We start from the raw sequence: 18,077 nt of genomic DNA on the forward strand, positions 1-18,077 counted from the left end.
CGTCGTAGTCTGACCATGTTTCGGGGGAGTGACATTATCGATACCTTCTATTTGTTAGGGAGTTGAATCTGACTTCAAGTAGCGGCACCCCTTTGATGCCCGTGCGTGTTACGCAGCATGTTCATCGGCATGTCATTTCCGTTGTTTTTTTGACTGGCGGGATTAAATTACAAGGCCGCTGCAGGGAGCGGTTCTAACGACGGGCTGCCAGAAAAAGCCGGATTACTCGCGGGGCTAGTGAGTGAAGGTGCTATGAACGAATTGGAAATTGGTTTGCTGGGCGGCCTGTCTGTGCGCCGCGCTGGTAAGCCAGTGAAATTGCCGGCTTCGCGCAAAGCGCGCGCGATGCTGGTGTTCCTGTTGCTGACCGGAAAGCCGCAGCACCGCGAAAGATTGTGTGACCTGTTCTGGGAAGGGCCCGATGACCCGCGCGGGGCGCTACGCTCGGCGATCTGGAAATTGCGCCGGCTGCTTAACGACCCGGAAGCGGAGCGCATTGTCGCTGACCGGGAATGGGTGCGCTTTGAGCCGGTTGCCGTTAACATCGATTATACCAGTCTGACCGAACGTGCGCAGCGCGATGAAGCCCTGGCGGGAGAGGAATTTGCCGACGTGCGCGCGGCGCTTGACCAACCTCTGCTCGCCGGACTCGATCTGCCGGATCATCCGGAATATCAGGCGTGGCTTGCCGCAATGCGCGACGAGGCGGAAACGCTGCGGGCGCGGTTGTTGCCGGATTTGGGGGCCAGAGCCGGGATGCCGCTCGACAGGCCGGGACAGCTGCATCTGGCGCGGCAGAAAATCGGTTTTGCGGGCGCGAGAGATGGAACGCGCATCGCGTGGGCCCGGATTGGAACGGGGCCGCCTTTGCTCAAAGCGGCCAATTGGCTCAATCATCTGGAACTCGATTGGGACAGCGAAGTGTGGTCGCCGCTGTTTCAGGAACTGGCGCGCGACCATTGTCTCATTCGCTATGACGAGCGCGGCAACGGGATGTCCGACTGGGAAGTCGACAATCTCGGCTTTGATGCATTCGTCACCGATCTGGAAGGCGTAGTCAAACAAAGCGGGGTTGAGCGATTTCCCCTGCTCGGCATATCGCAAGGCGCGGCCGTTGCGATTGAATATGCCGCCCGCAATCCGGACCGCGTCAGTCACCTCATCCTTTGGGGCGGCTATGCCTCCGGTTGGCGGGTGGATGATGACAGCGTGGAAGCGAGAGCAGAGCGGGAGGCGCTGATCACGCTGGTCGCCAATGGCTGGGGACGCGATGACTCAAGCTACCGCAACCTGTTTTCCCGCGCGCTCATTCCCGGCGCGACCGAAGCCGAACGGACGGCCTTTGACGAATTTCAGAGGAAAACAGTGTCGCCCGCCAATGCGGCCCGTTTTCTGGAAACCTTTGCCGATATTGATGTCCGCCACCGGTTGAGCGCGATCACATGTCCGACGCTGGTGATGCACGCGCGCGGCGATCAGCGGGTTCCGGTTGCCAAGGGTGCAGAGCTAGCCAGCCGGATCAGCGGCGCCGAGTTTGTGACGCTGCCAACCGACAACCATCTCTTGCTCGGCCGCGAGCATAGCTCGGAATTGTTTGTCGCCCATGTCCGGCAATTTCTGTCAGATGAGGCGGGACCGGCATAACTAAAAGGGCGGGTTCGCGATGCAAACCCGCCCCTTATGTCGGAAGATCGGCGCGTCAGAAGCGGAACGGAATGCGCGCGACGATGCTGACATCCGGTGCATCCTCGGTCACACCAAATTGGAAGCCGAGGTTCAGCGATTGTTTTTGGCTGAGACGATAGGACATGCCGAAATTGAGCGCTCCGACCTGAATGTCATTGCTTTCCTGAAGCGTGTCCCCGAGCTGGGTTTTCGTCGAGAAAATATAATTGTGGCGATAGCCGAGTGAAAAGGAAAAGCGCGGATTGAGCGCAAAGCCAAAGCCGACGCTGGCGTTGATCGCATCACCGGGATCAACCTTGCCGACCAGGACATCGCCGACGACCTTGTTGATGTTACGCTCGATATTCCACAAATAGCCTGTGCCGCCATAGATTACGACCGGGTCGGAAGGGAGCAGGAAGCTGAGGCTGGGCTGCACGCCCCAAAAGCCGGAGCCGGTGGCCAGACCGGTTGCAACGCCAAATTCATCAAACGGTATTTCATAGGGGCTGGTGCCGGTATCGGTCTTGACGCGCAGGCCGGCGACCCAGATCGGGTTTTGCGCTTTGGGCCGGTTCAACTGATAGCGCAGCGAGATTTCCGCGTCGCCAATGCCGGTTTCTTCCAGCCCGATTTCGCGGGTAATCTGATCGTCGCGCTGCTGGACAACCTGTATCCGGTCCTTGCGATAGAGCGCGGGTATCCGGCCTTCGATCTCCAGCCGGTTGGTCAGGCCATAGCGCATGGCAAATGTTCCGATGATGGTGTCGCGGTCCGCGTCACTGGCTTCAATCGCGCCAATTTGAATACCGGGGATCAGCTCAATCCCGCGAAAGACCAGTCGGTTGGTGGATGATCTTGTATATTCTATCGACGGATCGAGCACAAACTGTCCGCGCGGCGTCAACACGCCTTGTCCCTCAGGCACCGCCTCGACTTTCTGTTCGATATTATTCGCAGCTGGCGGCGCTTCCCCAACCGGGCCTTCCGGCATGGTCAGTTCGTCATCCGGTGTCGTTCCGATTTGCATCGATGCGGTTTCGACCTGGCTGGGCTGGATGCCGGCTGCGCGCATTTGCGACAGGGCGAAAGGGGTTTCGACCGGTACAGCGGCCCGCACCAGTTGATTGTGCAATTCCAGCTGTTTGATCTTGTCATTTTGTGACTGGATCAGCGCGTTCTGGCTGGCGATCAGCTTTTTCTGTTCCGACAGTTCGGATTGAATTGCCTGCAGAGCGGCGGTGATATTGGTCGTTTCCTGATCCGTGACTTTTGCAGCGGGTATTTTGGCTGATGCCTGCATTGCAGGGAGTTGTTGCACGGGTGGTTCTTCGGCTTTTTCTATCAGGGCAACTGGCTCTATCGTCAGAAGCGGCTTGGCCGAAGGCTGCTCAACGGGCACAGCCGTCGACATGACTGGCGGCTTTTCTGTTTTTGCCGCCCGCTTCACGACGGGTGACTGCACCGCTTTCAATCGCGCGAGAATCCGGGCCGACTCTGCTTCGGCCTCGGCAGCGGTCAACCCGGGAGCGGGACTAACCTGGTCCGTTGCAGTTTCGGCATCGGTGGCCGCCGAAGCCGATCCGCCATAAGTCGTGGCGACAGGAAGGGCGATCAGGGCGGTTAGGGGGATTAAACGATGGCTGGTCATGGGTTTTCTCCGGACATGCTGGGCATGTGCATTTCAAGCGGCGGATAGCTCGCCGAGGCATAAATCTGTTGCGGGGTGGATGTCGGTGTCGACATCAGCCGTCATGCTGTCCTGATACTCGCCCGCGAGGCGGCACAGTCCGGCATTGTCGGTGATGATGACGGAGTCCCGGCCATTAATCTCGATCAGGCCGCGGCGCGCCAGGTCGGTAAAGGTCCGACTGACGGTATGCACGGTAAGGCCGAGGAAATCGGCTATGTCACTGCGCGACATCGGCACAAAAATATTGGGATCATCATTGGCCTGCTGTTTCAGGCAAAGCAGAAAAGCGGCCAGTCTTTCAGGCGCGGTCCGGTGCCCCATGATGAACAGATAGCGTTGAGCCGTCGACATCGCGCGAAACAATATCGACACCGCTTCGTCCAGTTGCGGCTTTGGCGTGGAGTCGTCGGTAATATCGCCGACCCGGTAACAGCGCACGACCACGTCCGTGACCGCCTCAGCTGCCGTTCCATAGGTGCCATAGTCAGCGCCGAAAACGTCGCCGCTGAAGAAGAATCCGGTCAGATGCCGGTGGCCATCCATATGGAATCGGCACGTGCGTACCGTTCCCTGGATCACTTCGTACCAGCGGGTGGCTTTCTGACCTTCGTCAAATATCAGTTGCCCTGCGCGAAACCGTAAAGTGGTCGAGCGCAAATTAGAATGAAGCTCCTGCATCATGGCAGGTGCGGTGATTAGCGATTGCATCCGTGCTGTCTCCTCTAAGACCTCAGCACGACCCTTTTTTGTTCCATCCGAGTCAATATTTCCAGAATATCAACCCGGCCTCAGATGCGACCTTTTTGTTGTTTTGTGGGGATTATGTAGGGCAGCGACCCGGTGATCGTCCATCCAGCGATTCGCCTGTTTTGAATGCCAAGCGAATCTGCCTGCTGATTTTTACTAGGTAATTTTACCTATGGAATCCTGCGAACATGTAAATTACTGTAAATTCAAGCAGTTGGCGTGGACGTTTTTGTCCTATCCTGATTCTGTGTTATAAGCGTAAAAGTAAAACATCGCTGGACCACATAGTTACAGCGATGAGAATTACTGCAACGATTTGTTGGGGAGGGAACCACCAACAATTTAATTAGTCAGTCTGTTCGGGCTGCACTATGTTGCGACTGGCGTCTGCGCGCAGAATTAGTGTTGCTGGCGCCCACACGACTGATCAAATGGGGGCATTTGTTCGTCGGCAGGTTTAACGTCTGTCCGATACATTTAAGGGTAAGCCTCGCGATGTTACAGCAGAAGAGTTTGACCAATGGTCCCGTACTCACGCTGAGAGAGCATGAGATATTGGAATTCATTGCACAGGGATTGTCAACCAAGGAAGTGGCGCAGCTTATTGACATAGCGCCGCGCACCGTCGATCGCCATGTCGAGAATGTGCGGCTTAAATTGCGGGCAAAAAACCGCACGCATATGGTTGCTTGCGCCGTGATGGAGGGGTTGCTGCAGGTTGATAGTATGGATCATGACGCGTTGATCAACGATCGAGCCTAATAACCGCCTGTCTGCATGAAGTTGTTGTCAAAATTGGCCGGATCAGCCAAGTCTCCCGGGACCATGGGCGATCCGGAGTTTGACAGGCATGACTATAAATATCGACGGCACCACAGCCGCAAAATTTGAACGGGTAAAAGACGAGTTTGCCCGCAATTTCGCTGAGCGCGGCGAGGTTGGTGCGTCTGTCTGTGTCAGCATCAATGGCGAGACCGTTGTCGACCTTTGGGGCGGGATCGCAGATCCGGCAACGAACCGCCCGTGGGAACGCGACACCATCTCGATCGTGTTTTCCTGCACCAAGGCTGCCACGGCTCTGTGTGCCCATATCCTGATTGATCGCGGTTTGTTGAAACTCCATGCGCCAGTTTCGGAATATTGGCCGGAATTTGCCAAAAATGGCAAGGAATCGACCACCGTGCAAATGATGCTCAACCATGAAAGCGCAGTTCCGGCGCTGCGGGAACCGGTCAAGCCGGGCGGATATCTCGACTGGGATTATATGGTTGAGCGGCTTGCGGACGAAGAGGCTTTCTGGGAACCAGGCACCCGCAATGGCTATCATATGGTGAGTTTCGGCTGGACCGTGGGCGAGCTCGTGCGCCGGGTATCGGGCAAATCGCTGGGCCAGTTTTTTCAGGACGAGGTTGCCGGACCGTTGGGCGCGGATTTCTGGATCGGATTGCCTGATGATGTCAAACGTCCCATCGCGCCGATCATTCTGGCGACACCCGATCCTACTGCGGAACTCAGTCCTTTCACCAAGAAGCTGCTCACTGATCCGCAATCGATACAGGCGCTTTCCTTCCTCAACAGCGGCGGCTGGAACCAGAATGATCCGCAGGCGCACAAGGCGGAAATAGGCGGCGCAGGCGGATTGTCCAATGCCCGCGGGCAGGTGGCGATGTACGAACCGCTCGCGCTGGGCGGATCGCACAAGGGTGTGACATTGATATCCCCGGAACATCTGGCCCGCATGGCACAGGTTTCCACGGCAACGCAGGTTGATGCGACATTGCTTGCGCCAACACGTTTTGCATCGGGCTTTATGAAATCGATGGATAACCGCGCTTATCCTTGCGGTGACCAGATGTCGGCGATCATCGGTGATGCGGCCTTTGGCCATGTCGGTGCCGGCGGTTCGATCGGCTTTGCGGATCCCGAATATGGCCTGGCCTTCAGCTACACCATGAACCAGATGGGTATGGGCCTATTGCTGAATGATCGCGGCCAGTCGCTGGTCGATGCGACTTACGAAATATTGCGCGCTTAACAAGCCATTCCGTTGCCCGAGTCGTCCGAAACCGCCGGTTTTCCGTGACCGATCGGATGACTGGCAATGCTTGCCCAAGTGCGAATATCCGTTAACCCTATACGTTCGATCTTGATTTATCTCCCCTGCGTTATTTTTTCTCCAGCGGGGCAAACGCAGAGAAATGCCGAAAGGCACGCAAGAGGTAATTATGATCGACAATCAACGACCACGACCAGCTATCGTTATCGGTCCTTTGGGCGAGGCGATGACCAAAGATGATCTGCCCTGTCCTTCGACGACAAGATGGGTTGTCCGCCGCAAAGCGCAGGTTGTTGCGGCCGTCAATGGCGGGATGCTGACAACCGACGAAGCCTGTGACCGCTATGGTCTGTCACTGGAGGAATTTATCTCGTGGCAGCAGGCGATTGATCGCGCCGGCATGGCCGGACTGCGGGTGACCCATTTGCAGGATCATCGCGAACATTATCAAAGGGCCTGAAGCCCGGTCCCAAGCCGATCAGGCCCGTTTGTCGGTTGGCGAACCAAGGCATATGTGGGACGTGATGCTGCTGACTTGCGGCAATGTTCCCAATATATCGGCGTGAAAATCCTTATAAGCCGCCAGGTCCGCGACTTCCACGCGTAACAGATATTCCACCGATCCGGTGATATTGTGGCATTCGCGGACCTCGGGCGCGTGGGCAACCGCCTGTTCAAAGGCGAGCGCGTCTTTCCTCAGATGTTCGGACAGGCCGACCATGACGAAAATCGTGATTGCAGCGCCGCGGACGGCGGGGTCCAGTACCGCACGATAGCCTTTGATCAGGCCCTTGCGTTCCATGTCCTGCACCCGCCGCAAACAGGCCGAGGCCGACAGCCCGACCTTGGCGGCAAGATCGGTGTTGCTGATTCGGCCATCCTGTTCGAGTACCTGCAATATTTTGCGACTGATAGTATCCAATTCGATCATAAGTTGCATCTTCTGCCGATATATCGGTCAATAGGCAAGCACATTGCGTCTGATATGGTGTATTATTGCGTCTCTAGCTAAATTTGCAAGGAACAGGATATGGCGGCCTTTCACCCCACCGAATATGGTATCTCAAAGGAACGCGGTTTCCTGTCACCCTTTGATCCCGACAAAGTCAGTCTGGACCCGCTTCTCGCCCCGGTCGTCGAAGCGGCGATGGCGCTGCCGAAAACCATCCTGACCGGTGCCTTGCGCCGCCATATCGAGACCCTGCCGTGCCTTGATCTTGGCGATTTCTGTGCGTCCGCCTCTTTGGCCGAGCGGCGGTTGGCCATGGTCCATTATTCGTTTCTGGTGCAAGCCTATATCTGGGGAGAGCCGGAGCCGCCCAAGCATCTGCCGCAATGTCTTGCCGTGCCGATCTGGCAATTGGGCCAATCCATCGGACAGCCGCCGCTCTTAACCTATTCCTGCTATGTCCTCGACAACTGGGCCCGGATCGACGCCGATGGTCCGATTGATCTGTCCAATATCCATATGCTCCAGCCGTTTCTGGGCGGGCAGGATGAAGCCTGGTTTGTGCTGATCCATGTCGCGATTGAGGCGCGAGCCGGTGCCATGCTGGCGGAGATTCCGGCCTTGTTGCAGGCGTGCCGTGATCAGGATAGCGCCACTTTGGAATCCGGCCTGGCCGCCATGTCGGCGGTGTGGGACGATATGAACGCGATTTTTGATCGCATGCCCGAACGCTGTGATCCCTATATCTATTTTCATCGCGTTCGGCCCTGGATCCACGGATGGAAGGATAATCCGGCGCTGTCGGGCGGCCTGATCTATGAAGGTGTCGAGGAAACCGGTGGAAAGCCGCAGGTGTTTCGCGGGCAGACGGGTTCGCAATCCTCTATCGTGCCGTCGATGGATGCCTTTCTGGCAATTGATCATGCGGGCGATCCGCTGCGCACCTATCTCGACGAATTGCATATCTATCGTCCGCCGGAACATCGCCAGTTTATCGATGATATTCGCGCCAACAGCATCTTGCGACCCTATGTCCAGTCGGCGGGATCACCGTATCTGACGGCGCTCTATAATGAATGCGTCAATAATCTGACGCGCTTCCGGACGCGGCATCTGGAATATGCGGCGAGCTATATCAACAAACAGTCCAAAGGCGGCGCCGGCAACACGGCCGATGTTGGGACGGGCGGGACGCCGTTTATGAAATATCTGAAGAAGCATCGCGACGAAGCCGCCGCACACATGCTGTAGCGGACCCGTCTTCAGAGGGACCAGTCAAAGGGCAGGGCGGTCTCCCCCGTCACTGTCCCGGATGCATCAAAGCGCCGTTCCAGTATCGAACCTGCGCCCTCGTGGTCTATCGCCACCACGGTGCTGCACCGCGTACCGTAGACCGGATTGTGAATGAAGATCGAGGAATATTGCGGTTCGATCGACGGTTCCCAATCTGTAGCCGCTTTGCCATCGGCATCGGGCAAGCAGGCGGTGCGATCCATCAATGTGTCGAGCAAAAGCGCCGGACGGTCCGCTGCCCCGCCAAGCCATTGATCCAGAGCTTTGGTCAGGCGCGCGGATTTCGGCCACGGCCGGTCGAGCATACCGTTGGACAGGCCATGCAGGCCCGGCTGCAATGTATCGCTGCCGGGTTCCGGCCGATTGGAGTGGATCAGAGCCTTGTCGCCGGTCACCGTGACCAGATTGAACGGATTGAAATCGTGAAAATCATCCACGCCAAAATCCGCATAGCGGCCTTTGCCCGACAGATAATCCTTCAACAGGTCGCCGCGGGAATATTTGTCGCTATCGGGCCCGTTTTCGCTGCTGACATTGGTAATGACCGCAAGGCGCCCCTGTTCTGAAACGCCCAGCCAGGTGCCACCCGCCTGGCTATCGCGTCCGGCAATCAGATGATCGGGATCGTCCCAGCGGTCCAGCGGCTCCGCGGGTCTCGCATGCAATTCGTCGCGATTGCCGATCAGCACGAGTTTCCAGCGCGGATGGGATTGCCATGCTAAAGCGACGATACACATGCCGCCTCTATTGCCGAACCCGGCGCGTTTGGCGAGGGATAATCGGCGCGGTCGTTTTTCATCAGGACTATACATTGGCGCGATGTTGCGGCACATATTGGCGCATGGAACTAGATCTTGAAAACAAAACCGTCCTCGTCACCGCTGGCAGCAAGGGCATCGGGCTGGCGACGGCAATGGGCTATCACAAATGCGGCGCCAAGGTCGCGATTTGCGGGCGGTCGCAAGACAGCCTCGATGCCGCCGCGGCGCAAATGCCCGGCTGTCTGGCGATGGTGGCCGATGTCTCAAAAGCCGAAGATATCGACCGGCTGATCGAAGCGGTGACGGCAAAATTCGGTGGTATCGATATTCTGGTCAACAATGCCGGCGGTCCGCCACCCGGCCTGTTCGAAGATCTGGCCGATGACGATTGGGACAAGGCGATTGCCTTGACATTAAAGTCGGTCATTCGCGCGACACGGCTGGTTTTGCCGCATATGCGCGGCCAAAAGTGGGGACGGATCATTGTCATCTCATCCTCCGGCGTGAAACAGCCGGTGCCGGGCCTGACCCTGTCCAACTCTATCCGTATGGCGGTGCTGGGCTGGGCCAAGACGCTGGCCAATCAGGTGGCGGGAGACAATATTCTGGTCAACACCGTCTGCCCGGGTTTTACCAATACCGACCGGGTGACGCAGATATTGGAGCAGCAATCGAAAGCCTCCGGCAAAAGCACCGACGAAATCGCCGCCGGCATCGCCGCCCAGATCCCGATGCAACGGATCGGCGAACCCGAAGAGATCGCCAATCTCGCCGTCTTCCTCGGCTCCGCAGCGGCAAGCTATATCACCGGAACCGCAATTCAGGTGGATGGCGGGTCGGTACAGGGATTTTGACGCAACTGGTTTGCTGCTGACATAGAATGTCCTGAACGATGGGGCGCGATAACCCGGATTGGCAGGCCGTCATCGCCTGCCTATTCGGGCAGAGCGATCAAATGGGCGATCATGCGGGAACCTTCAAAAACGGCGGTATCCTCGACATTGATGCCATCTTCCACAAAAACAAAATCGAATACGCGGTCCTGATCGACATCGCCGTGCAGCATCACGAGAAACTTGTCACCGGCACCGGCGGGATGTTGGATGTGGACGGTCACATTCTCGCTTTCGCCCGGATTTAAATAAGCGAAACCCGATACGATATCGCCGTCCGGACGGCCGTCGATAACCGGGTGAAGGACGATCCAGCCCGCCTTTTCAATCGTGACCGCGGGAAAGCTGATTGCGGTCGTGTTCGCGCGCAAGGTCGATAGGTTCGCTCCATCGACGCGGACTTCGGAGGCGACCGCTGCTCCGGTCTCGCGGGTCAGGCCTTCCACCTGAATCGCGTTGGCCGCGCCATTGCCCATTGTAATCTGGGGTTTTTCGGGCGCTTCCTGAGCGGATGCGGTGCCCGACAAGATTGCCAGTGACAGGGCAAAAGATAGCGCGCCTTTGATGAGCATGACCGGACCTCTCCATCTGTTTCAGGCTTATATTTGCCCGTTGAAAACATTGATTTTCAAATATTTTATAATTGGTTTTGCAAACAACACAATAGCCGCCCCGAAGCAGCCGGTGAAGCATACCCAAACGGGCGCTGCGTGGCCCGATCTGCGTTAGGCCAATGCATTGTCCGGGCATGGCCAAAAGCTGCTTTCCTACAAAACACCATATAGGTTATAACTAGTTTTTCTACGAACCATATATGGAGCATGATATGACCAATCCTTCCTCTCTTCCCGATGAAAATGCCCTGCCGGAACCAACAATGCGGCCGCAGCATAATGGCTGGAGCAAGGCCAAGATGCGCGCGTTTCTGGAAGCTTTGGCGGCGTCCGGTTCGGTCACGGCGGCGGCCAAGTCCGTGTTCATGTCACGCGACAGTGCCTATAAGCTGCGCGCGCGGCTCGCAGGGACGCCATTTGATCTGGCGTGGGAGGCGGCGCTGGAAAATGCCATCCGGCAAGTCACCCATGAAGCGATCGACCGTGCGATTAACGGCGTGGTGCAGCCGATATTCTGGAAAGGCGAACAGATTGGCGAGAAGCGCGTGTTCAACGAAAATCTCACCAAGTTCATCATGGCCAATCCCTCACGCATCGGTCGCAATCCGGTGGCGCGGGAATTTGCGCTGACCAAATGGGACAGTATTCTCGACCGCGTCGAACATGGCGCGCTGGACTGGAATGACAGCGAGCGGGAAGACGATCCGGAAAGCACCGCGGCGGCGCGCGACTATGTCAAGGAAAGCAGCGAATATGCCGCGGGCTGGATGTGGGAGCTGAACCCCGACATCCCGCGTACAATGCGCTGATTCTTGCGGCTTTTCCGGCGGCGGGCGGTAATTTTCGTTTTTCGCTAATCTGTGTCGAAACTGTATAAACTCAGCATGACCAACAGCCCCGGATAGGTCCCGAAAGGCCATTCTTCACTCGATCAGCCAGTATCCGGTCCGCTCTCAGACCAGCTTCAGGCCCCCAACATCACCTCTCCGCCAGCAAATTGCATGGCGTCGGCCCGGTCCTGCGCGAGCAACAGAGGGCCGTCTAGGTCCACCCACTGTGCCCGCTGGGCCAGCGCGAAGGCCGGACGGATGGCGAGCGAGGTCGAGAGCATGCAGCCGACCATCAGCTTCAGACCGACTTGCTCGGCCGCATCAGCGATACGTATGGACTCGGTCAGGCCGCCGGCCTTGTCGAGCTTGATATTCACGGCCTGATAATAGGTCGCGAGGGCAGGGATGTCGGCGCTGGTATGGCAGCTTTCATCGGCGCAGAGCGGCACGGGGGATCGGACCCCGGCGAGCAGATGATCCTGCCCCGCACTCACCGGCTGTTCGATCAGCTCGACGCCCCACCTGGCCAGGGTTGCGGCTTCGGCGGCAATGTCGAGATGGTTCCAGCTTTCATTGGCATCAACGATCAGACGGGCCTCGGGCGCCCCGCGATGGACAGCGGCGACGCGTTCATGGTCATTATCGCCGGACAGCTTGAGCTTGAGCAGGCTGTGGGTATCGGCGGCGGCGCGGGCATCGGCCTCCATCCGGGCGGGGTCGCCGAGTGAAATGGTGAAGGCAGAGGTCAGCGGCTGGGGCTCGGGGAGAAAGGCGTGGCGCCACAATGGCTGGTCATGCTGATGGCATTCGAGATCCCACAGGGCACAGTCGAGCGCGTTGCGGGCTGCGCCTCTGGGCATCTGGTCGAGCAGGGTCAGCCGGTCAAATTGGGGATGGGTGGCGGCGAAACTCTCTATGGCGGCGACGCAGCCTTCGGCTGTCTCTCCTTCATAATAGACCGGAGTGGCCTCACCCATGCCCTGATGCGAGCCGTCGCTGACCGTGCAGACGACGACATCGACATGGGTCTTGGCCCCGCGGCTGATGACGAAAGACCCGTTGACCGGCCAGCGTTCTGCGCTGGCGGAGACAGAAAGAGGAGGAGCAGCTGTTGTCATCAGATGATCGTAGCGCACAGCGCGCGTCTGTCATCTGCTTTGTGGTGGTGGGTCGGATCCGCCGGGAATCAGGAAGCGGCCCGCGACCATGTGCCGGGCGGCAGCTGCTTGGCAATCGGGCTCCATTTCGCTTCCTGAGCGCGGCGGCTCATATAGGTGTCGAGACCGATTTGCAGGGCGACCAGCATATAGACGAACGGCTGGAACGCGACGCCGACAAACAGCGATCCGACCATGTAGATGATATGGGCGTTGGCAAGCGCGATGGCGAGCGGGGCGACCCACATTTCGCTTTCCTTGGTGGTCTTGCGATAGCGCCGCCGCAGCACCTCCATCCGCCAGATACCGCCGAGGTGAATGAACAGCCAGAGAGCAAGGCCGGGATAGCCCTGTTCCCCCAGCATCTCGAAATAGCTGCTGTGGAAGGCGCGGGCTTCATCGATCACTTCGATCGGGCCGTCATCCTCCAGCTCGTAATCATAGTCCTGTTCCGGCTGGTCATCCCTTTTGTCGGGCGCCAGCTCATAGCGCAGCTTGTTCAGCCGGTAGACGTTGAACCCGCCACCCATCGGATTGGCATTGGCATATTCGATGGTCCATTCCCACACCGCGATGCGGGTCGAGGCGGACTCGTCTGCCTGGTAATTCTGGATCGTGCCCATGCGCTCGGAAAAGCTTTGCGGCAGGAACGGGATTGCCATCAGGCCCAGCGTGACGGCCATGCCAGCGTAGAGGAAGCGATATTTGACGAAGCGCAGTTGGAGCACCGCGAGCACGGCAATACAGACCAAACCGGTACGCGCCTGCGTCCCGATCGGGATCAGCAAGGCCGCGAAGATCAGCGCCATGGTGAAATATTTGACCCGCCAGTCGGGCGGAAAGATCGTGCCATGTTTCGACAACCAGAGCATCAGCGGGATGATCGCAATCGCCACCATCGAGATGATCGAGCCTTCGTAAAGCCCGGCATTGTCGTCGATCAGCAGCACCAGCGCGCCATAGCCGCCGCCCGAGCCCAGCGTCTTGATCCCGCCAGTGATGATCAGCGTGCCGGCGCACAGCACCATGAACAGCGTGAGTGCTTCTATCCGCAGCTTGGTCCGCAGCGTCAGCGGCAGGAATATCGCAAAGACCAGCGCCTTCCAGACCCAGTCCCATTTTTCCATCGCATCTTCGGGCAAGGCGCCGGTAAAAGTGGTGTAGCCGCAATAGAGCAGCAGCAGGACCATCGCACCCTGCCGCACCGAGAAACGGCTGTCTTTCTTGTCATCCGCGATCATGAAGCCGAGAAATGCCATGCCGAATACGATCAGCGACAGCGGTATCGAATTGAGCAGGAAATAGCTCAGCCGCTGCGGCGCGACGATATCGATATAGGCGTAGATAAGCGTGAAGATAAACGGCCGCTTGAACGCCAGAAACAGCAAGGCGAGCAGATAGGCGACAAAGACCAGATCACGCATCAGGCTGGTTCCGACTTACGTGAAAGCCTTCCGGCTCTGCATCTGGTTCCGGGGGATCCTCATGGTCGAGGTCCGGGCGGTGAATCAGCCGCCATACCGCAATCAGCAGCAATCCATGTGTCAGAGCGATGGAAAAATTATCGATCATATGGAGTTTGGCGGCCTCAACTAACGCTTCAGATTCATGTGCATAATTTCACGTTTATGGTCCCGCGATACAGGCTTTGGGTTGACGGGACGTTAATCCTTTTATGGCAACGGATTGCGCCATGACGCGGATATTGCACATATTGGATCACAGCCTGCCGTTGCACAGCGGATATTGTTTCCGCACGCGGGCGATAATGAAGGCACAGATTGCCAGCGGTCTGCACGTCGCCGGCGTGACCGGTGTGCGGCAGGATCAGCACGGGTTTGAGGCAAAACAACCGCTGGAACAGGCCGATGGGTTGAGTTTTTTCCGGACCCTGCGTGACGTGAGCGGTCCTTCGCCGGTACGCGAATGGCGGGAAATATCGGCCTTTGCCGACCGGATTGCCGAAGTGGTGCAGGAATGGCGACCCGATGTGCTGCACGCCCATTCGCCCGCTCTCAATGGTTTGGCGGCGCTCAGGGTGGCACAAAAGACAGGATTGCCGCTGGTCTATGAGATTCGCGCTTTCTGGGAAGATGCCGCCGTCGGCAATGGCACAGGCCGTGAAGGCAGCCCGCGCTATTGGCTGACCCGGCAGCTGGAAAATCATGTCGTAAACGGGGCCGATGCGGTTGCCGTCATCTGCGAAGGTCTGAAAGCTGATCTTGTTACGCGCGGCGTAGCGAAAGAGAAAATCACTGTTTCTCCCAACGGTGTCGATCTGAGCCTGTTCGGCAAACCGCCGGCGCCGGATGAAGCACTGCGGCGCGAACTGGGCCTTTCAGGCAAGTCTGTGCTGGGCTTTATTGGCAGCTTCTACGATTATGAGGGGCTCGATGATCTGATCGCGGCGATGCCCAGGCTGCAAGCGCGGTGCCCGGATGCGCATCTGCTGCTGGTCGGTGGCGGTCCGATGGAAAAACAGCTCAAAGCGCAGGTCGCGGCTTCTTCCGCAGCGTCGGCGATCACCTTTACCGGACGCGTGCCGCATGAAGAGGTAGAGCGCTATTACGGCCTGATGGATGTCATGGTCTATCCCCGCAAATCGATGCGGCTGACGGAGCTTGTCACCCCCCTGAAGCCATTGGAAGCGATGGCGCAGGGACGGATTGTCGCGGCATCGGATATTGGCGGGCATCGCGAGTTGATCGAAGATGGCGTAACCGGGACGTTATTTCCGGCAGGATTCCCCGAAAAAATCGCGCAAAAACTGGCTGATTTACTGAAAAATCGCGCCGAGTGGCCGCAAACTGTTGAAACAGCGAAGAAATTTGTTGAGGCGGATCGTAACTGGTCGTCAAACATTTTGCGTTACAATCCTGTTTACCAAAGGTTGATCGCGCACAAATCCTATGATCGGGCGGCGTGATATGGCGGAGAATGAATTGGAACAGACGGATCAAAACTGGATGCGGTTCAAAGACCCGGTGATGGCATTAGCGGCCGGCGCCGGTGCTGCGCTGGTCGTCGTCACTCTGCCACATGTCTATCTGGAGAACATCATCGGTGCGACCGGACTGTCGGAAGTTCTGCCAGCCGCTGCACCGCCGCTGGGTAACACTGCACGCGGTCTGATCGCTGGTTTGGCGGGTCTGGTATCCGCATCCGCCATTTATCTATTTCTAAATCGCAAAGGGAGCTCTGACATGGGCGTTGCACTTCGAGAACAAATTAATGCTGCCAATCCTGTTGAACTGGATTATGAAGCAGAAGCGAATGCCAAGAAAAGCCGGTTCAGCCTGCCGAAATTTGATGCCAAATCGCTGACCAAATTCCTGAAAAAGCCGAAAAAGGACAAGGCCAGAGTCATGGACCTTGCCGATTTGCCGCAGTTGCGGAAGCTGAAAGATGAGCCTGTTGAAGAAGCCGCTCGGCCTTCGATCTTTGCGGAACAGGAAACAGCAAATGCCATGTCGGAAGCGATTGCGCCTTTTGAAAAACTGGAGCCTGTAGAGGCTCCCGCAGAAGAAATGGTTTCGGCGCCAGCGCAGCCGGTTGCTGAGCCGGTGCAGGCTGCAACAACAGCTGCAGTCGAACCGGAAGTTGCGGTCGCTGTTGCACCGGATATCGCGATGCCGGTTGAAGATCTATCTCATCTGAATATTGCGCAGCTTGCTGATCGTCTTGCCGCAGGTCTGAATCGTTTGAGACAGCTGGAAGCAGCCAGCGCGGTTGCTGCTGATATGGTGTCACAAACCACAATGGCTGCGGAACCGGTGCCAACTCCAGAGCCAACGCCGCAAGTCGCTGTTCAGCAACCTGTGGTCGCAGAGCCCGTTGCTGCTCCAATGGAGCATTTTCAGGCAGCCGAGACCTTCACGCCACCACCTCTCAAAGAGGTAGTGCAGCCAGGTGAAACCATGGTTGCCGATCGCCAGGCAGATATGGATGTTGCGCTGAAGGCCGCGCTTGGCACGTTGGAGAAAATGACCGCGCAACGTTGAACGCTGGCTGCAAAAAACGTTTATAGTGCTACCGGATCGGTGATCACCAATATCTCGATGACGACCGTCTGATCGGCTTTGTCATCGGCGCGCTCAATCACCAGGTCCGCGACAAAATGGCCATGCAGGTCATAGGCGTGACGGAGCAAGCGGGCACTGCAAGATGGCGAGACGGCGGGACCGCCTTTCCACAGCGGAGCGATGGTAAAACGGCAACGGACCCCGGAAAAGGTGATGCTGGCCCAAGGGCGTTCGCGCGATAGGCAGACCCGGTAGTCCAAGCCAACGAGCGGCTGGATTTGTTCAATCAGTTGGGTCGTGACGTCCTTTGGTTTTTTCATCCATCGCGCGGGCAGATCCGGTTCAAGCGACATGATCAGCCCTCCATTTGTTCATGAAATGTTCTGCTCTTTGTGAAATTTTTTTACCCGGTTGGCGGCCGTTTCGTAGATCCTCGACAAAGCGGGGATCGCGCACCGATAGCCGTCCGAATTTGGTCCACGGCATGCCCGTCTCGCGCATGAACTTCTCTATGTCTCTCAACAAATACATTGGTTGTTCTCCATATTTCGCATGTCATCCCATCATCGAACTGGATACAATCGACTCGATCGTGATAGGTAAATTCCTATCTGAAATGCAATTTCCTACATGTCTAGGAAAAATCCTATTGCCAATTTCGGCCAAAGGCGTTAGGCTGTTTCTATGGTTCGAGAAAAAACACTATCTGGCGATGATCCGCGCACCAATCTGGAGCGATTGATCCGGCAAAATGGAGATGACTATTCATCACTGTCGCGGATGCTTGGCAAAAACCCGGCCTATATCCAGCAGTTTATAAAGCGCGGCACACCGCGGAAACTGGATGAAAACGATCGCCGGAAACTGGCCGAATTTTATGCGGTGGATGAGCGGTTGTTGGGCGGCATTCCATCAGGTTTTACAAGAAAGCCGGTTTCCGGCGCCAAGGATATGGTCCGGATTAAAAAGCTTCAGCTCGGCGCATCTGCGGGTCCGGGTTCGCTGGCGGATGACGAAGCGTCCCAGGATAGCTTCGCTTTTGGTACCAAATGGTTGAAGCGGATCGGAACGGACCCGGATAAATTGTCTTTGATATCCGTCGATGGGGACTCGATGGACCCGACCTTGTGCGATGGCGACGATATCATGGTCGACCATAGTGCTTCAGAACGACCATTGCGTGACGGAATTTACGTATTGCGGATGGACGATGTTCTGTTGGTCAAGCGGCTGGCACTGCGCCCAGCGGGAAAAGTATCAATTCGTAGTGACAATGAGCGCTACCCCGACTGGGATGACGTCGAGTTGCAGGAGATCAATATTATTGGCCGCGTGGTGTGGAAGGGGCGGCGATTATAAATATCGGTTCGCCGATCAATCCAGTTTATGTGTCAACC

The 18,077-nt window shown here is 57.2% G+C and carries 20 protein-coding genes; 10 read left to right on the top strand and 10 right to left on the bottom strand.

From position 1 onward, the window contains the following. The first annotated feature begins 252 nt into the window (after positions 1–252). Positions 253–1,644 (top strand): alpha/beta fold hydrolase, encoded by a 1,392-nt coding sequence (locus ACO6S1_RS07980; protein ID WP_422345782.1) that lies wholly within the window; start codon positions 253–255, stop codon positions 1,642–1,644. Between the two features lie 55 nt (positions 1,645–1,699). On the opposite strand, the gene ACO6S1_RS07985 is transcribed toward ACO6S1_RS07980, so the two are convergent. Together ACO6S1_RS07985 and ACO6S1_RS07990 are read right to left on the bottom strand one after the other, a co-directional pair. Next, positions 1,700–3,316 (bottom strand): transporter, encoded by a 1,617-nt coding sequence (locus ACO6S1_RS07985; protein WP_422345783.1) that lies wholly within the window; start codon positions 3,314–3,316, stop codon positions 1,700–1,702. 33 nt (positions 3,317–3,349) lie between these two features. Continuing rightward, on the bottom strand, positions 3,350–4,066 hold the full coding sequence (locus tag ACO6S1_RS07990) for a helix-turn-helix domain-containing protein (protein WP_422345784.1): 717 nt from the start codon (positions 4,064–4,066) through the stop codon (positions 3,350–3,352). Positions 4,067–4,600: 534 nt separating this feature from the next. Here ACO6S1_RS07990 and ACO6S1_RS07995 point away from each other — a divergent pair. The 3 genes from ACO6S1_RS07995 (at position 4,601) to ACO6S1_RS08005 (ending at position 6,621) form a co-directional block, all read left to right on the top strand. After that, positions 4,601–4,867, top strand: coding sequence for a LuxR C-terminal-related transcriptional regulator (locus tag ACO6S1_RS07995; RefSeq protein ID WP_422345785.1), 267 nt, complete (start codon positions 4,601–4,603; stop codon positions 4,865–4,867). An 88-nt stretch (positions 4,868–4,955) separates the two neighbouring features. Next, positions 4,956–6,140 carry a serine hydrolase domain-containing protein gene (locus ACO6S1_RS08000; RefSeq protein WP_422345786.1) on the top strand — a complete coding sequence of 395 codons (1,185 nt, stop codon included), beginning with the start codon at positions 4,956–4,958 and terminating at the stop codon, positions 6,138–6,140. A gap of 190 nt (positions 6,141–6,330) precedes the next feature. Beyond that, positions 6,331–6,621 (top strand): DUF1153 domain-containing protein, encoded by a 291-nt coding sequence (locus tag ACO6S1_RS08005; protein WP_422345787.1) that lies wholly within the window; start codon positions 6,331–6,333, stop codon positions 6,619–6,621. Between the two features lie 18 nt (positions 6,622–6,639). Here the strand turns inward: ACO6S1_RS08005 and ACO6S1_RS08010 are convergent, their stop codons facing one another. Further along, on the bottom strand, positions 6,640–7,092 hold the full coding sequence (locus tag ACO6S1_RS08010) for an Lrp/AsnC family transcriptional regulator (protein WP_422345788.1): 453 nt from the start codon (positions 7,090–7,092) through the stop codon (positions 6,640–6,642). 99 nt (positions 7,093–7,191) lie between these two features. Here ACO6S1_RS08010 and ACO6S1_RS08015 point away from each other — a divergent pair, with 99 nt between their 5' ends. After that, positions 7,192–8,361 carry an indoleamine 2,3-dioxygenase gene (locus ACO6S1_RS08015; protein WP_422345789.1) on the top strand — a complete coding sequence of 390 codons (1,170 nt, stop codon included), beginning with the start codon at positions 7,192–7,194 and terminating at the stop codon, positions 8,359–8,361. Between the two features lie 11 nt (positions 8,362–8,372). Here the strand turns inward: ACO6S1_RS08015 and ACO6S1_RS08020 are convergent, their stop codons facing one another. Continuing rightward, complete coding sequence (locus tag ACO6S1_RS08020; protein ID WP_422345790.1) at positions 8,373–9,236, bottom strand: NRDE family protein; 864 nt, start codon at positions 9,234–9,236, stop codon at positions 8,373–8,375. Positions 9,237–9,244: 8 nt separating this feature from the next. On the opposite strand from ACO6S1_RS08020, the gene ACO6S1_RS08025 reads away from it, so the two are divergent. Continuing rightward, positions 9,245–10,018: an SDR family oxidoreductase gene (locus tag ACO6S1_RS08025; protein WP_422345791.1), complete on the top strand. Its 774-nt coding sequence runs from the start codon at positions 9,245–9,247 to the stop codon at positions 10,016–10,018. A gap of 80 nt (positions 10,019–10,098) precedes the next feature. Here the strand turns inward: ACO6S1_RS08025 and ACO6S1_RS08030 are convergent, their stop codons facing one another. Then, complete coding sequence (locus ACO6S1_RS08030) at positions 10,099–10,629, bottom strand: DUF7282 domain-containing protein (RefSeq protein ID WP_422345792.1); 531 nt, start codon at positions 10,627–10,629, stop codon at positions 10,099–10,101. 254 nt (positions 10,630–10,883) lie between these two features. On the opposite strand from ACO6S1_RS08030, the gene ACO6S1_RS08035 reads away from it, so the two are divergent. Then, on the top strand, positions 10,884–11,480 hold the full coding sequence (locus ACO6S1_RS08035; protein WP_422345793.1) for a hypothetical protein: 597 nt from the start codon (positions 10,884–10,886) through the stop codon (positions 11,478–11,480). A gap of 155 nt (positions 11,481–11,635) precedes the next feature. Here ACO6S1_RS08035 and dgcA read toward each other — a convergent pair whose 3' ends face one another. The 3 genes from dgcA to ACO6S1_RS08050 all read right to left on the bottom strand — a co-directional run bounded on the left by dgcA (position 11,636) and on the right by ACO6S1_RS08050 (position 14,230). Further along, positions 11,636–12,619, bottom strand: coding sequence for an N-acetyl-D-Glu racemase DgcA (gene dgcA, locus ACO6S1_RS08040; protein WP_422345794.1), 984 nt, complete (start codon positions 12,617–12,619; stop codon positions 11,636–11,638). Between the two features lie 68 nt (positions 12,620–12,687). Next, the gene (locus tag ACO6S1_RS08045; protein WP_422345795.1) at positions 12,688–14,082 is read right to left on the bottom strand and encodes a putative O-glycosylation ligase, exosortase A system-associated; all 1,395 of its coding nucleotides are present in this window, start codon (positions 14,080–14,082) and stop codon (positions 12,688–12,690) included. Next, positions 14,075–14,230: a hypothetical protein gene (locus ACO6S1_RS08050; RefSeq protein WP_422345796.1), complete on the bottom strand. Its 156-nt coding sequence runs from the start codon at positions 14,228–14,230 to the stop codon at positions 14,075–14,077. Before ACO6S1_RS08050 ends, ACO6S1_RS08045 begins: the two co-directional genes overlap by 8 nt. 121 nt (positions 14,231–14,351) lie before the next feature. Here ACO6S1_RS08050 and ACO6S1_RS08055 point away from each other — a divergent pair, with 121 nt between their 5' ends. Next, positions 14,352–15,584 carry a TIGR04063 family PEP-CTERM/XrtA system glycosyltransferase gene (locus ACO6S1_RS08055; protein WP_422345797.1) on the top strand — a complete coding sequence of 411 codons (1,233 nt, stop codon included), beginning with the start codon at positions 14,352–14,354 and terminating at the stop codon, positions 15,582–15,584. A gap of 1 nt (position 15,585) precedes the next feature. Continuing rightward, the gene (locus ACO6S1_RS08060) at positions 15,586–16,659 is read left to right on the top strand and encodes a hypothetical protein (protein ID WP_422345798.1); all 1,074 of its coding nucleotides are present in this window, start codon (positions 15,586–15,588) and stop codon (positions 16,657–16,659) included. A gap of 20 nt (positions 16,660–16,679) precedes the next feature. On the opposite strand, the gene ACO6S1_RS08065 is transcribed toward ACO6S1_RS08060, so the two are convergent. Both ACO6S1_RS08065 and ACO6S1_RS08070 read right to left on the bottom strand, forming a co-directional pair. Continuing rightward, entirely contained in the window at positions 16,680–17,033 is a 354-nt protein-coding gene (locus tag ACO6S1_RS08065; protein WP_422345799.1) for a hypothetical protein, read from the bottom strand. Continuing rightward, the gene (locus tag ACO6S1_RS08070; protein WP_422345800.1) at positions 17,023–17,211 is read right to left on the bottom strand and encodes a hypothetical protein; all 189 of its coding nucleotides are present in this window, start codon (positions 17,209–17,211) and stop codon (positions 17,023–17,025) included. Before ACO6S1_RS08070 ends, ACO6S1_RS08065 begins: the two co-directional genes overlap by 11 nt. A gap of 153 nt (positions 17,212–17,364) precedes the next feature. Between ACO6S1_RS08070 and ACO6S1_RS08075 the strand changes: the two genes are divergently transcribed. Continuing rightward, a complete protein-coding gene (locus tag ACO6S1_RS08075; RefSeq protein ID WP_422345801.1) occupies positions 17,365–18,039 on the top strand; it encodes a S24 family peptidase in 675 nt (224 codons plus the stop codon). Positions 18,040–18,077: the final 38 nt, after the last annotated feature.

This window comes from Parasphingorhabdus sp. (assembly GCF_965233695.1).
GTDB lineage: Bacteria > Pseudomonadota > Alphaproteobacteria > Sphingomonadales > Sphingomonadaceae > Parasphingorhabdus.